The 14,224-nt window shown below is 44.3% G+C and carries 10 protein-coding genes and 1 tRNA gene; 8 read left to right on the top strand and 3 right to left on the bottom strand.

The features are described 5' to 3' along the window. The 7 genes from PG901_RS07980 to PG901_RS07950 form a co-directional block, all read left to right on the top strand. Positions 1–1,464 (top strand): alpha/beta hydrolase family protein (locus PG901_RS07980; protein WP_271134132.1); only part of this gene is annotated, 1,464 nt, incomplete at its 5' end. Between the two features lie 425 nt (positions 1,465–1,889). Next, positions 1,890–4,733, top strand: coding sequence for a DNA gyrase subunit A (gyrA, locus tag PG901_RS07975; protein WP_271134131.1), 2,844 nt, complete (start codon positions 1,890–1,892; stop codon positions 4,731–4,733). A 343-nt stretch (positions 4,734–5,076) separates the two neighbouring features. Next, positions 5,077–6,147, top strand: a complete 1,071-nt coding sequence (rarD, locus tag PG901_RS07970; RefSeq protein WP_201628069.1) for an EamA family transporter RarD — start codon at positions 5,077–5,079, stop codon at positions 6,145–6,147. Between the two features lie 292 nt (positions 6,148–6,439). Further along, positions 6,440–7,510: an EamA family transporter RarD gene (gene rarD, locus PG901_RS07965; protein ID WP_201565401.1), complete on the top strand. Its 1,071-nt coding sequence runs from the start codon at positions 6,440–6,442 to the stop codon at positions 7,508–7,510. Between the two features lie 265 nt (positions 7,511–7,775). Continuing rightward, entirely contained in the window at positions 7,776–8,444 is a 669-nt protein-coding gene (locus PG901_RS07960) for a glutathione S-transferase (protein ID WP_201625113.1), read from the top strand. 93 nt (positions 8,445–8,537) lie between these two features. Next, a complete protein-coding gene (locus tag PG901_RS07955) occupies positions 8,538–8,801 on the top strand; it encodes a hypothetical protein (RefSeq protein ID WP_271134130.1) in 264 nt (87 codons plus the stop codon). A 31-nt stretch (positions 8,802–8,832) separates the two neighbouring features. After that, on the top strand, positions 8,833–9,951 hold the full coding sequence (locus PG901_RS07950) for a ribonuclease Z (RefSeq protein ID WP_271134129.1): 1,119 nt from the start codon (positions 8,833–8,835) through the stop codon (positions 9,949–9,951). Between the two features lie 13 nt (positions 9,952–9,964). Here PG901_RS07950 and PG901_RS07945 read toward each other — a convergent pair whose 3' ends face one another. Beyond that, a complete protein-coding gene (locus PG901_RS07945; RefSeq protein WP_271134128.1) occupies positions 9,965–10,930 on the bottom strand; it encodes an ATP-binding protein in 966 nt (321 codons plus the stop codon). A gap of 69 nt (positions 10,931–10,999) precedes the next feature. Between PG901_RS07945 and PG901_RS07940 the strand changes: the two genes are divergently transcribed. Continuing rightward, positions 11,000–12,031: a serine/threonine protein kinase gene (locus PG901_RS07940; protein ID WP_271134127.1), complete on the top strand. Its 1,032-nt coding sequence runs from the start codon at positions 11,000–11,002 to the stop codon at positions 12,029–12,031. Positions 12,032–12,113: 82 nt separating this feature from the next. On the opposite strand, the gene PG901_RS07935 is transcribed toward PG901_RS07940, so the two are convergent. Together PG901_RS07935 and PG901_RS07930 are read right to left on the bottom strand one after the other, a co-directional pair. Continuing rightward, positions 12,114–12,198, bottom strand: a tRNA-Leu gene (locus tag PG901_RS07935). 220 nt (positions 12,199–12,418) lie between these two features. After that, positions 12,419–14,200 (bottom strand): sigma 54-interacting transcriptional regulator, encoded by a 1,782-nt coding sequence (locus tag PG901_RS07930; RefSeq protein WP_271134126.1) that lies wholly within the window; start codon positions 14,198–14,200, stop codon positions 12,419–12,421. Between the last annotated feature and the right edge of the window lie 24 nt (positions 14,201–14,224).

The following is a 14,224-nucleotide window of genomic DNA, read 5'->3' as shown; positions in this document are numbered from 1 at the left end:
ATAAATAACAGTTTTGGGCTTGGAAGTACCGCAACGCCTGTAGCCAAATGCGGCGTTACCATAGAAAAAGTCAGCTACGATACCAAAGGTGCCGCCGATGAAGATACCAATGCCACGGCCGCTTTAATGCTACCCACTGGCGATGCGCCTGAATGCCAAGGTGATCGCCCGGTATTATTATACGCGCATGGCACGACGACTGATAAAGGCTATGATTTTGCCCAAGTAGGTAATACTAAAAACCCTGCAGTAGGGGAAGCAAACTTAATTGCTGCAAACTTTGCCGCCCAAGGCTATATCGTTGTCGCGCCCAACTATGCGGGCTATGATACCTCAAAACTTGACTACCATCCTTATTTGGTTGCCCAGCAGCAGTCGACCGACATGGTCGACGCTCTAGATAGCGCGCGCAGCATTATCAAACGCAAAAAACGCGCCAATGATGCCCATTACAGTAAAATTGATGACTCGGGTAAGCTGTTTATCGCCGGTTACTCGCAAGGCGGCTATGTCACTATGGCAACTGCGAGATTACTAGAATCACAGAAAAAACCAGTGACGGCGATTGCGCCATCATCGGGTCCTTATGCGTTGGCGGCTTTTGGTGATGAAATCTTTATGGGCAATGTCAATATTGGCGCGTCACGTTTTGCACCTCTGCTTGGTATTGGTTTACAGGAAAAATACGGCAATATTTACAATAAAAAATCAGATATTTTCTTAGAGAAGTATGCCGACGCGCAGCTGCCTAGTAATATCCCATTTAGTGAGTTAGTCGAAGCAAAAAAACTGCCAAATAATGCTATGTTCCAAAAAAATCCTAGCGATCCAAGGCTGGCAGGTTTATCACCAGGCAAGCTGTTTTCTATTTTAGGGGGCTACGATGAGACCGATTATCTGATTAAAACGGATTTTCGTGCTGCTTATGTGGCAGATGCGCAAAAAAATCCTGATGGTCTATGGGCAGACAATGGCAACGGGCGGACAGCGGTAAACCCTGAAAATAATTTGCGTAAGGCGCTTAAGGATAATGACTTACGTGGTTATGTGCCTACGATGCCGACGTTTATTTGTGGTGGCAACCAAGATCCGACCGTTTATTTTGATACTAATACCGGCGCGGTGGTAAAACTGCTACAAGCAGAAGTGGCCAAAAATCCTGCTAAGAAAATTAATATTACGGTGTTAGATGTGGATGCAGATAATAAAGCAGATCGTCCCGACAAAGAAACCTTTACCCTGATTGGGCAGGCGTCAATGAATAAATGGGATGCGGTTGCTGTCAAAGATAGCGTGCAAACCAACTTTAGTAATAGCGTTAAGAAAATCAAGGATGATGCAGCCCCACAGGGCGGTGTCGCGTCGCTATTGGCATTTTATACCAACTATCATGGCGGTCTGGTCAGCCCAGCCTGTACTGAAGCTACGCGTGAATTCTTTAATCAGGAATTCAAACCTGTTTAAAATGCTTGCTAGTTAAACATATAAGTAGTTTTAGTCTTCCTCGCGAAAAAACTGTATCCTCGGGGTACAGTTTTTTTATGAAACAGCCTTTAAAAACGACAAAGACAACACTCTATTGCTAAAGTCTTTTTTATCCTTATTGCTAAAGGCAGAACTCAACGCTAATGAGCTGTTTTGCTTGATTTTAATAGCATCGAGAACCCCCTAAATCGACAAAAATGTGCTAAAATAGCTTCTTTAATTAAACATTACTTTTAACAAAAACCGTATCGCCATTTTCCTATGGTTTTGCCCGTTTGATAGTGCTTTTTCGTGTTGGTATAGCAATCATAGTTGCGCGTTTGTGCAGCTATATTTTTATATCAGTGTAAGCACTTTTTTAGGCGCGCAACCCTTAGAGAAAGTATGTGAGTGAAGGAGTGTATATGAGCGACTCGATCAGTCCTATTGCCATCGTGGATGAATTAAAGCAGTCCTATTTGGATTATGCGATGAGCGTGATCGTCTCGCGCGCGCTGCCTGATGTGCGTGATGGGTTCAAACCGGTACACCGCCGCGTGATGTACGCGATGCATGTGCTGTCTAACGATTATAATAAAGCTTATAAGAAGTCGGCACGTGTGGTCGGTGACGTCATCGGTAAATATCACCCGCATGGCGATAGTGCTGTTTATGATGCGATTGTACGTATGGCGCAGGACTTTAGCTTGCGTTACCCGATGGTTGACGGCCAAGGTAACTTTGGCTCGATTGATGATGATCCACCGGCAGCGATGCGTTATACCGAAGTCCGTATGACCAAGCTGACCCATCAAATGCTTGCTGACTTGGACAAAGACACCGTCGACTGGGAAGACAACTACGATGGCTCTGAGCGTATGCCAAGTGTCTTGCCTGCGCGTATTCCAAACTTATTGGTCAACGGTGCAACCGGTATTGCAGTTGGTATGGCGACCAATATGGCGCCGCACAATCTAACTGAGGTGATTAATGCGTGTTTGGCTTATGCTGAAAACCCGCAAATATCTGCCGAAGAGTTGATGTCGCATATTTCAGGTCCTGACTTCCCAACGGGCGGTATTATTTATGGTCGCGCGGGTATCTTAGATGCCTATCGCACCGGTAAAGGTCGCCTGCACGTACGTGGTCGTTATATTATTGAACCGATGAGCGACACCGGTGTCAACCGTGACCGTGAGCGTATTGTCTTCACCGAAGTACCTTATCAAACCAATAAAGCCAAACTGATTGAGCGTATTGCTGAATTGGTACGTGATAAGAAAATCGAAGGTATTACCGAGATTCGTGATGAGTCTGATAAAGACGGCATGCGTATTGCCATTGATTTGCGCCGCGGTGAAACGGCGGAAGTGATTGTTAACAATTTGTTCCTGCAGACACCGCTTGAATCTAGCTTTAGTATCAACATGGTGGCGCTAGATAACGGTCAGCCAAAGCTATTGACCTTACGTCAGCTGATTGCAGCATTTGTACGCCATCGCCAAGAAGTGGTGACGCGCCGTACCATTTATGAGCTTAATAAAGCACGCGTTCGTGGTCACTTGTTAGAAGGTTTAACCGTTGCACTAGCGAACATTGATGAGATTATTGCGACGATTAAAGCATCGGCTAACCGCGGTTTGGCTCGTGAAAATTTACTGACTAATACGTGGGGCTCAGGTAGCGTGGTGGCGATGCTAACCGCTGCAGGTAGCCAGTCGGTACGTCCTGACTTTATCGAAGGCGAAGATCCAAAAGCGCCGTTTGGTCTGATTGAAGGTGAAGAGCGCTATCGTTTATCACTTGAGCAGGTCAATGCGATTTTAGACATGCAGCTGCATCGTCTAACCGGTCTTGAGCAAGACAAATTGACCGAAGAATACCAAGATTTGCTGCGTGAAATTGCAAATTTAGAGTCTATCCTTGGCGATTTTGATAAGCTAATGACCATTATCTCAAACGAGATGATTGAGATTCGTGAAAACTTTGGTGATGAGCGTCGTACCGATATTATCGATTCACGTATGGACTTTAACCGTGAAGACCTTATCCCAGAACAAACCGTGGTCATGACGGTTTCTCGTACGGGTTATGCAAAAACGCAGCCGATTGATGATTATGTGGCGCAAAAACGTGGCGGTAAAGGCAAATCTGCGACCGCGATGAAAGAAGACGATGTGATTGATCACTTAGTTGTGACCTCAACGCACGCCACCGTACTATGCTTCACGGATAGTGGTCGTGTCTTTAGTCTACGTGGTTTTGAAGTACCGATTGCCAGTCGCGGTGCGCGTGGTCGTCCATTGGTGAATTTAATTGGATTAAATCCTGATGAAACGGTCACCACGATACTGCCTATTCCAAAAATAGTAGAAGAGTTATCTAGCAAAGCTGAGACATCAGCAGATGGCGATGACAGCTTATCAGAAGATAATAATTTAGACGATAGCACGCAAGCGGAGCCACCTTTTGTATTCTTTGCAACTGCCAATGGTACCGTGAAGCGTGTCGAGCTAAAACAGTTTGCCAATATTCGCTCGAACGGCTTGATTGCGGTTGGTTTAGAAGAAGGCGATAAATTGGTGAGCGCTCGTATCACCAATGGTAGCCAAGAAGTGATGCTATTTGCTTCAAGTGGTAAAGCGATTCGTTTTGATGAAAATGATGCGCGTGCAATGGGTCGTACGGCTAAAGGCGTTCGTGGTATGCGTCTGGCGGCTGATGAGTTTATTAAATCATTGGTGGTTATCGAAGATGATGTGCGCGAAATTCTGATTGCTTGTGAAAATGGCTTTGGTAAACGTACCTTTATCGATGAGTTCAATACGCAAAATCGTGGTGGTGGCGGTGTGATTGCTATTAAAACCAGTGAGCGTAATGGTGCGCTGGTTCGTGCTACCAAGGTTGACTCTACAGACGATATTATCTTAATCTCTGACAAAGGTACATTAGTGCGTACCCCAGTTGAGCATGTAGCAAGCTCTGGTCGTAATACGCAAGGTGTGACGCTGATTCGTCTATCAAAAGACGAGAAGTTAGTTGCTATGGCGCGTGTTGAGCACGAAGAAAGCGACGACGAGCTAGTTGATGCTATGAGAGAAGATGGAACGTTTGCAGTAGAGGGTCAAGAGCAAATCGATATTGATGCCGAAACTGGCAACAGCGCGACGACCGATATCAATGGCGTTATTGATGGTGCAAATGATGACTTAGTAGATAACGAAACATCGAATGATGCAGCAGATGAAAACACAGACGATGACGAGTAAATATCTCAGTTGTTAGCTTTTTAGTTTAGTTAGCAATACTGCTCTAGAAAAAGCCTCTGACGATATCGTTGGGGGCTTTTTTTTGAGTGCTGTTTATTGTCAAAGTCCATTTTCTAGCTTTTAACCTATACATCTTAGCTTTTATAGTTAAAATACATTAAAACGCTACGGCACTGCTGGTATAAGTTTTTCTTGCTTGCTGTGCCTACGCAGACAGAGGCTGCAAAAAACTTATACCAGCAATACGTGAAATATTGATATTACATTTGACTGATTATGATTACTAACCTTTATAAACTTATTATAAATAATACCCATTAAGCGCTATTTTAAGGCCGTTGTTATGCTTACGACCAATCAAACTTTTCAGGGAACATTAGCCGCAATATCATCCAGTTTTTTGTTTTCATTGATGTTCTTGTTTGGGCTATTTATGTTGCCCTTAACAGGTACGCAAGTAGCGTCATGGCGGGTGCTGATGATGCTATTGAGTTTGCTGATATTGGTCAGTTTTACTAAGCAATGGCAACACGTTTTTGATTATCTAAAAACTTTAAAAACCCCGAAAGAATGGCTGATATTTATATTACCTACGCCAATATTGGGTGGGCAGATTTGGCTGTTTATGTGGGGGCCGGTCAATGGTTTCGGTCTTGATGTCACTTTGGGTTATTTTTTATTGCCACTGGTGATGATAGTGCTGGGGCGCTTTTTTTATCATGAGCATATGAGTGCATTGCAGTGGATGGCGGCACTACTGGCAGCACTGGGGATTGGCTATGATATCTTTCAATATGGGACGGTATCGTGGGTAACGTTATTTGTATGCTTGGGTTATCCGCCTTATTATCTCTTGCGGCGTAAGCTTGCCGTACCGCCTATTACTGGTTTGCTGTCGGATTTGACCTTGCTGACGCCGGTGGTGCTCATCATGCTGTATAGCAGTGGCGGCTTTAGCGTGGCGGCACAAAACATAAAGTTTTGGTATTTATTGCCGCTGCTCGGTGCTTTTAGTGCGCTTGCCATGTCGCTGACCATGGTTGCCAGTAGTAAGCTGCCAGTGTCATTATTTGGTGCCCTAAGTTATGTAGAACCGATGCTGCTGTTTGTTTTATCCATTACCGTTTTAAACCAAAGCCTCGATGAAGGCGGCTCGTTATTTATGTACGGCATGATTACTTTGGCGTTATTTATCATGATTGCTGATAGTATAATGGGTTATCTTCGTCGTCGCCGTGATAATCATTTGCATGGCTACCGCGAGCCACAAGTGGGCGGCTTTCCACCGCGCCGCCGTTTGATAAATCGCCGTATCGATGGGGTGTTAGCCGCCCATCGTTTCCGTAAGATGCGTCGTTATCAAAAAAAGATGGATAGAATACAGCGTAAAATCGAGCAGCTAGATACTAAGTAAATAGAGCGATGGATATGCGTTAAACGGATAGAGTTAATAAGCCATATATCAAAATGAATAGGCGGGTTAAGTCAATGTATTGCTTATCTATTCTGACTTTGACATAATGTAAAGCTTGATATAAGCACTCAGTATTTACAGCGTTTATCTCAACATTATACGATTGATTTATCAGCAAAAGATTCTATAGATAAAAAGCTTATAGACAGAAGGCCTCCGACGTTCGCGTCTGAGGCTTTTGTTTTTTTTCAAAATTGCCAAGGACGTGCGCTTATCTCTAAAGGCTGTTGTTATGTTCCCCACCAATCAGACGTCGCAGGGCACCATCGTTGCAGTGGCAGCAAATTTTCTCTATGCATTGCTATTTTTATTTGGTCTATTGATGCAGCCATTATCGGGGACGCAAGTTGCTTCTTGGCGTGTGCTGATGATGCTACTCAGCTTGGTGCTACTGGTCAGTGTCCTTAAGCAATGGCAGCATATTTTTGATTATCTCAAAACCTTAAAGACCGCAAAAGAGTGGTTTTTATTTATCATACCCACACCGATTTTGGGCGCGCAAATCTGGATATTTATGTGGGCACCCGTCAATGATTTGGGTCTAGAGGTGACATTGGGGTATTTCTTATACCCAATGATTATGATTATCGTGGGGCGCTTTTTTTATAATGAAGACATGACGCTGCTACAGTGGGTGGCTACCATCTGTGCTGCGCTCGGTATTGCCTATGACGTCTGGCAATATGGCGCTATTTCTTGGGCAACCTTATTTGTCTGTTTGGGTTATCCGCCTTATTATCTCCTGCGTCGTAAGCTTGCTGTACCGCCGATTACGGGGCTTATTTCGGATTTGGTTTTATTAACACCGGTGGTTATCATCGCCTTGTATATGAGCGGTGGCTTTGAGCTTGCGATAGCGACGGATAAATTTTGGTATCTGTTGCCGCTACTGGGTATCATCAGTACAGCGGCGATGGCGCTGACTATGGTCGCTAGTCAAAAGCTGCCGGTCTCGCTATTTGGCACTTTATGCTACCTTGAGCCGATATTCCTATTTATATTTTCTATTACGATTTTGCACCAAAGCATCGATGAAGGTGGCTCGTTATTTATGTACGGCATGATTTTTATCGCGCTGCTGATTATGATTGCCGATAGTGCGCTTGGTTATGTGACTCGTAAGCGTGACGACCGCTTGCAAGGGTATAACGAGCCTCAGGTCGGCAGTTTCCCGCCGCGCCGCCGCCTAAAAAATCGCCGTATCAAAGGCGTACTGACCGCGCATCGTTTCCGTAAGATTAGAAAATATCAGCAAAAAATAGACAAGATGACGCGCAAAATTGAAGAGTTACATGCTAAATAACACTGACAGCTTAAGGGCGATAAGTTTGACTTGCTAGGCATGGTTTTGTAGCCGTGCTCTACACAGTTTCTGTGTTAAAGGCTGGTTAATTGCGCTATTATCGACAGCAGTGCTGCCACGCTGAAAACAATGCTTAATCATGCCTAATCAATCATGTCTAATGCTGCTCAAAAGGCTTAGCAATGTTAGCAATGGAATGCGGGCGCTACCTATCATTATTATTGCTTACTATTATCGCTTATTCACACTATAACTAGGATGGTTTATGTTACACCTTCATCATTTAGCAAACTCACGCTCGTTTCGTATTATCTGGCTATTAGAAGAGCTTGAGGTTGATTATAAACTGACCTGCTATGCGCGCAATAAAGCCTACCGCGCGCCTGACAGTTTAAAACAAATACATCCGCTCGGTCATGCGCCGATGTTAGAAGTAAATGAGCGTGTGCTCATTGAGTCAGGATTTATCATTGAGTATTTGCTTAAGCATTATGATAGCGAGAAGCAATTTAAGCCTGCGGATGACAACGAAGCGGCGTGGGAAGCGTATACCTTTTGGCTGCATTTTGCCGAAGCGTCAGTGATGCCGCCATTGGTGATGCGTTTGGTATTTACCAAAGTGGTTGAACAGTCGCCGATGCTTATCAAGCCTGTGAGCAAAAGCATCCGCAATCAAGTCGAAAAAAGCATGATTAGCAAAAGCTTAGATACCATATTGACCATGATGGAGCAGCATCTGCAAGACAATCATTGGTTTGCCGGTAGCGAATTCAGTGCCGCTGATATCCAAATGCATCTTGCTGTTGTCGGTGCCAATGCTGGTGGCGGTTTAGATAGCAGTAAATATGCCAATATCTTAAACTGGCTCAAACGTTGTGAAGAGCGCGATGCCTTTAAGCGTGCCGAAGAAAAGGGCGGTCGTTTACAGTTCTAAACGAGGCGCATTTAATCGTTAATCAATGACTAATTTAATATGATAATAAAAGGTTTTGTTTATTTATAGACAAAACCTTTTTTAGGATAAAAAATGACAGACCTGAATAAACCCAATAGTAAACCCACTGACAGTGAGGTTGCTGCTAAACAAGCGCTGAATAGTACCGATGGTAGTGTGCATAGCCAGCAAGTATCTATCAAAGCATGGTCACAAAAATTGCTGGTAGTGATTTTATGTGTTGCCAGCTTTTATGGTGGTTGGAAATCTTATGAGTCCAATATGGTCAATGAATGTACGGCCAATGGCGGGCAAATGATTGAAGGTCAAAGAACCATGCTATGCCAGTCGTTGTAGAAAATAACGGTTTAGATAGAAGAGGACGTCTATGCTAAAGCTCACTTTTTTGGGTACCTCCGCAGGGGTGCCAACTAAGCAGCGTAATGTCACGGCGCTTACCATTGAGTGCGTCAATCCTTATAGCTCAGGGGCAAGTCAACAACAAAAGAAAGAATCGCGTCCTTGGGTTTTAATTGATTGCGGTGAAGGCACACAGCAGCAGCTCTTACATACCAAGCTATCTTTACATCAGCTCGAAGCGATTTGTATTACCCATGTGCATGGCGATCATTGTTATGGTCTGCCAGGATTGCTGGCGAGTGCGGCCATGTCAGGACGTACTGCGGCGCTAACGCTTATTGCGCCAAAAGCGATAGCAACGCTGCTTGAGGCCATTACGGTAACGACTGAGCTGTACTTTCCGTTTGCCATTAACTTTATGGTGATAGAAGATTTGTTGTCTGAGCCAAATAATAAGCATAAAGGTGAAGTAACGATCAATTTAGACCACCAGCATCAGCTAGTTATAGATATTCATCCTTTATCGCATCGTGTCGCCTCTTATGGATTTGCAATGACTGAAACCATCAGCCGACGTACACTTAATAACGATAAATTAACAGCAGCAGGTATTCCAGCAAGCGCGCTGTGGGGCAGACTGCAACAGGGCGAAGATGTTGTGACCGAAGGTGGCCGTAAGCTTTACTCAGCAGATTATGTCGATAATGACAGCCAACGTACTCGGGTAGTGATTGCAGGTGATAACGATACCCCAGAGTGCCTAAGTGCTGCGGTAGTCGATGCAGATCTACTGGTGCATGAAGCCACTTATACTCATGAAGTGTTAAATAAGATTCAGGTAAAAAACCCAGACTTTGATCCCATGCATAGTAGCGCGCAGTTAGTAGGTCAATTTGCCCAAAAATACGAGCTTAAAAATTTAATTTTGACCCATTTTAGCGCTCGCTACCAAAGCTTTGATAACCCACAGAGTAGTACGCCGAACATGGCGCATATTCGTTTGGATGCCCAAAGTGCTTATGCAGGCAATCTATGGTTGGCAGCAGATTTTGACCAATATATGGTGAATGGCTCAGCTGATTTGATAGACGAAGAAGAGGGTAGCCGCGTGCAGTATCTAGGCTCTGCACGCGATTATAAACAATAAATCTAAATAACTTTTAAGAGTTATTATCCTCAGCTGCCAAGCGTGTCTGTCCTATCCAGTAGCGGCTAAATTGATATGCCACTCGTCCTGAACGTCCACCGCGCTCTGATGCCCAGCGTAATGCTGCTGCTCTGATATTATCAGGTAGCGTCTTATTTTCTTCTTCATTATGATTACTTTCTTTAACGTCATTCGCATTATCTAGAGTGCGGTTTGGCGAAAGCGATAAATAATGGCGCACGATGTGTAAGTAAGTGTTTTGATCCATGGGATGAAAGGACAACCAAAGCCCAAATCGATCAGACAGCGATACCGTCTCGTCAATGGTTTCATAAGGGTTGACCTCATCGGTTTGACCATTATAAATATTGACATTGTCTTTCATCAGTTGTGGCAAAAGATGACGGCGGTTACTGGTTGCATAGACCAATAGCTTGTCTTGCTCTGAATCCAGCGAGCCGTCCAACACACTTTTTAACGTCCGATAACTCTCATCTTGACCGTTAAACGCCAAATCATCACAGTACACCACATAGTGGCAGCCACAATCCGCTGGCAGCGCATTAATGGCGGCGCGAATCTTATCAAGCACCCGCAGGTCATCACGGGCAATTTCAATAATACGCAGTCCTTCGCTATGATAAGCTTGTAGCAATGCCCGAATCAGCGATGACTTGCCAGCGCCGCGTGTACCTGTCATCAAGACGTGATTGGCAGGATAGCCCTTTAGAAACTGCCGTGTATTCTGTACCAGTTTTGCCTTTTGCGTATCGATACCATGCAAGTCATCTAAACTTAAAAACAAGTTAACAGCCAGCGGCTCTAGATGACCCTGATGACCGCCAACCCAGCGATAGGCCAGCTGTTCAGGATCAATCTCGATGGTTGGCGTGACCTGCTCTTGGAGGTACTGCCCAAGCAAATCCAATAAATGGTCGGGTAGGGCATAATTCATATGGGTGTTAGTGGATTGGGGCATAATAATTGATCGCTTATATAAATTAAAATGTCGTTTGGCATACTAGACGCATAAAGGCTTCACTTTACCATGAAAAATAGTGCCAGTAATCCATCTACAGAAAAAGCGTGTGCAAAGCACGTAAGTACAGAACAAGCGTTAGAAATGCAAGCGCAGCAAACTCTGCCAGTGCTGACGACTTTATTCTCAAGCTTGCATTATAGCAAGATAGCGCATCAACGACTCAGTCAGCAAAGTGATAGTGGTGAGGCCAATTACCAAGGGTTAACGCGCGGCCAGCATGCACAGTTTGGTCAGGTGATGATTAAATGGCAGCTAAGTGCTGACAGCAATAAGAAATCGGCTGATTTAGCTTACGAGGCTGACGTTTTAAAATCTATAAATATATCAATCAGTGAAAACAGCCTGCCTGCTATCGCTCCACCAATACTAGCCTACGATAACGTCACGATTCAAATACTAAAACCGTCTTCGCAGCTGATTGTATTGGTCATGCCTTATTATCCAAATGGCAGCTTGGCATCTCAGCTTAATTCTCAAAATCACTCACGATTAACAGACATACAAAAGCATCATTTTATTGTGCAGTCTGCTCTTCTCGTAGCCAAGCTACATAACATTGGCTGGCTACATAATGATATTAAGCCTAGTAATATTTTGCTAGATGGTTTCATGCCAAATCATGCGGATAATAGCAGTATCGTACCTGATTTATTATTGACTGACTTTGCTTTGGCAGAAGCAATTAATCACGATGTTGCTCAAAACAGTGATAAAAATAATTCGGGAGATAGTGCTGGTACGCCAGCCTATCTTGCCCCTGAACGCTGGCAAGGACAGGGCGCAACGCTACAAAGTGATATTTACGCGTTTGGGATAATGATGTATGAAATATTAACGGGCAAGCGACCGTTTAAGATTGATAATCCGAGTGGTGCGCCGTTAAGAGAATGGGCGACTCAGCATTGCCAACAGCTAGTTCCAACATTGCCGTTAGAATATAGTTGCTATCAAGGTATCATTAATAAAACGTTGGCAAAGCGGGTAGAGAGAAGGTATCAAAGTATGGAAGATATTGTGGTGGATTTGGAAAGATTATAATCATGAATGCTAAACTCTAGACACAAAAAAACCTGCTAAAAAGCAGGCTTTAATATTTGGTCTAAGATGTACTATCCGAAAATGGTGGGGCTGGAGAGACTCGAACTCTCACACCTTGCGGCGCCAGAACCTAAATCTGGTGCGTCTACCAATTCCGCCACAGCCCCATTTTCGTTACTCTATCATCAAAGGCAGTTAAATTCAAATGCCATCGAGATAGTTAACTGATTCGGTAGTGCGTCTCAGTGGTTGGCTATTATATAGAGTTTGAATCGTTTGGCAACCCCTATTTGCGATTATTTTTAATTATTTAGCAATTATTTTCGATGGATTTTATAAAATACTGATATTTATAGGAATTTTTAATGATAATTTCTGGTTTTAATTTCAATTATTTTGCTCTGATGCGGTAATCTCTAATTGCTGTAATTTGCGCGTCAAAGTATTGCGTCCCCAACCGAGTAAGTTAGCGGCTGCTATCTTTTTACCACCGCTATGGTTTAGAGCAGCTTTAAGCAATACACGTTCAAACTCTGGCGCTGCGGTTTGCAAGATATCAGTTTCGCCAGTTTGCAGAGACTGCTCAGCCCATATGGCAAGTGCCTGCTGCCAGTTCTGGTTTTCATTAGTTTGACTGACTTGATTATTTTGAACGTTTTTATTGTCTTGATGGTTTTTATTGGGACTATACGCGCCATCACTGTGTTGCTGATTTTGAGTGGCTTCTTTTACAGACAGGTCTTGCTGTGACCGAGGCTCTAGAGGCGAGGGAATAGTTTCAAGTAACTCTGGTGGTAAATCCTCGACCATGACCGTATCGCCCGTTGCCATCACCGTCAACCAGAGGCAGACATTCTCAAGTTGACGGACATTGCCACGCCACTCAGAAGATTGCATCACCTGTAGTGCTGTCGGATGAAGCTGCTTTTCAGCGCTATTCATCTGTTTAGCGGCGCGCAGCATAAAGTAGGTGGCTAATGCTGGAATGTCTTCAGGCCGCGTCCGTAATGGCGGTAATGGCAGGCGAATGACATTGAGTCGATAAAATAAATCTTCACGGAATTTACCTTGTTTGACGAGCGCTTCTAAGTTTTGGTGGGTGGCGGCAATGATGCGTACGTCTACTTTGACCGGCTGTTGTCCGCCTACGCGAAAAAACTCACCATTGGCCAGTACTCGTAGCAAACGCGTCTGGGTGCTATACGGCATGTCACCGATTTCATCTAAGAATAATGTCCCGCCATCAGCTTGCTCAAAACGACCTTGCCGCGTTGTTGTTGCGCCAGTAAACGCGCCTTTTTCGTGACCGAATAGCTCAGACTCAATTAAATCATGCGGGATAGCGGCCATATTAAGAGCAATAAAAGGTTGCTGCGCTCGCGGAGAGTGCTCATGTAGAGCGCTAGCAACCAACTCTTTACCCGTACCTGATTCTCCCGTAATCAAGACGGTAATAGGTGAGTGCGCTAAGCGCCCAATAGCGCGAAATACCGTTTGCATGGCTTGTGATTGACCAATAATGCCGCTTGGGTTGTTATTAGTTTGGGATTTGGGTTTTTCCTGAGCTTTATTTTCAGCAGCTTTAGGGGGTTTTCTAGCTGATTTGGCTACATTTGGTTTGCTCGCAGGCTGTTCTTTGGTATCGGTACTTACATTCGTATTAGACTCGATTGAATGATTTGATACGACTAGATTCGGTTGGTAATTAATGGCTTTATAAATCGTGGCGACTGCATCATCTAAATCAAAGGGCTTGGGCAGATATTCAAATGCGCCAGTTTGATAGCTACTGATCGCAGACGTAAGGTCGGAATGCGCCGTCATAATGACAATCGGTAGCTTAGGGAAGTGTTGATGCACCCAATCACTAAAGGACAGACCATCCATCATAGGCATACGAATATCGGTCAATATCACATCTGGTAGTTGGTCGGCTGCTTCGTGCTGTTGCAAGACATCATTAAGGCGGGTCCATGCAGCTTGCGCTTGGGTAAAGCTGATAACGTTGAAACCGGCATCCTCAAAAGTATCTGCCAATACCAAACGCAGCGCTGCATCATCATCGATAAGCCATAATGTCGCTGGAGTGGCATCAGGCGCGTTATTGACGGTGACCATTGGGATTTGCTCATTGCTCGTAAGATGTTGAGTGTCATTATACTGAGTCATGTGTTTCGCCTAATAAGCAGTGAG

The sequence above is a fragment of the Psychrobacter sp. ANT_H3 genome, from assembly GCF_027919975.1.
GTDB classification, from domain to species: Bacteria; Pseudomonadota; Gammaproteobacteria; order Pseudomonadales; family Moraxellaceae; genus Psychrobacter; species Psychrobacter maritimus.
Note: the sequence above shows the minus strand (reverse complement) of the source record. Positions and strands in the feature narration are given on the sequence as shown.

What these genes read in the sequence shown, in the direction of transcription:
- gyrA (WP_271134131.1), top strand. Translation starts at nt 1,890, where the DNA reads ATGAGCGACTCGATCAGTCCTATTGCCATCGTGGATGAATTAAAGCAG.
- rarD (WP_201628069.1), top strand. Translation starts at nt 5,077, where the DNA reads ATGCTTACGACCAATCAAACTTTTCAGGGAACATTAGCCGCAATATCA.
- rarD (WP_201565401.1), top strand. Translation starts at nt 6,440, where the DNA reads ATGTTCCCCACCAATCAGACGTCGCAGGGCACCATCGTTGCAGTGGCA.
- PG901_RS07960 (WP_201625113.1), top strand. Translation starts at nt 7,776, where the DNA reads ATGTTACACCTTCATCATTTAGCAAACTCACGCTCGTTTCGTATTATC.
- PG901_RS07955 (WP_271134130.1), top strand. Translation starts at nt 8,538, where the DNA reads ATGACAGACCTGAATAAACCCAATAGTAAACCCACTGACAGTGAGGTT.
- PG901_RS07950 (WP_271134129.1), top strand. Translation starts at nt 8,833, where the DNA reads ATGCTAAAGCTCACTTTTTTGGGTACCTCCGCAGGGGTGCCAACTAAG.
- PG901_RS07945 (WP_271134128.1), bottom strand. Translation starts at nt 10,930, where the DNA reads ATGCCCCAATCCACTAACACCCATATGAATTATGCCCTACCCGACCAT.
- PG901_RS07940 (WP_271134127.1), top strand. Translation starts at nt 11,000, where the DNA reads ATGAAAAATAGTGCCAGTAATCCATCTACAGAAAAAGCGTGTGCAAAG.
- PG901_RS07930 (WP_271134126.1), bottom strand. Translation starts at nt 14,200, where the DNA reads ATGACTCAGTATAATGACACTCAACATCTTACGAGCAATGAGCAAATC.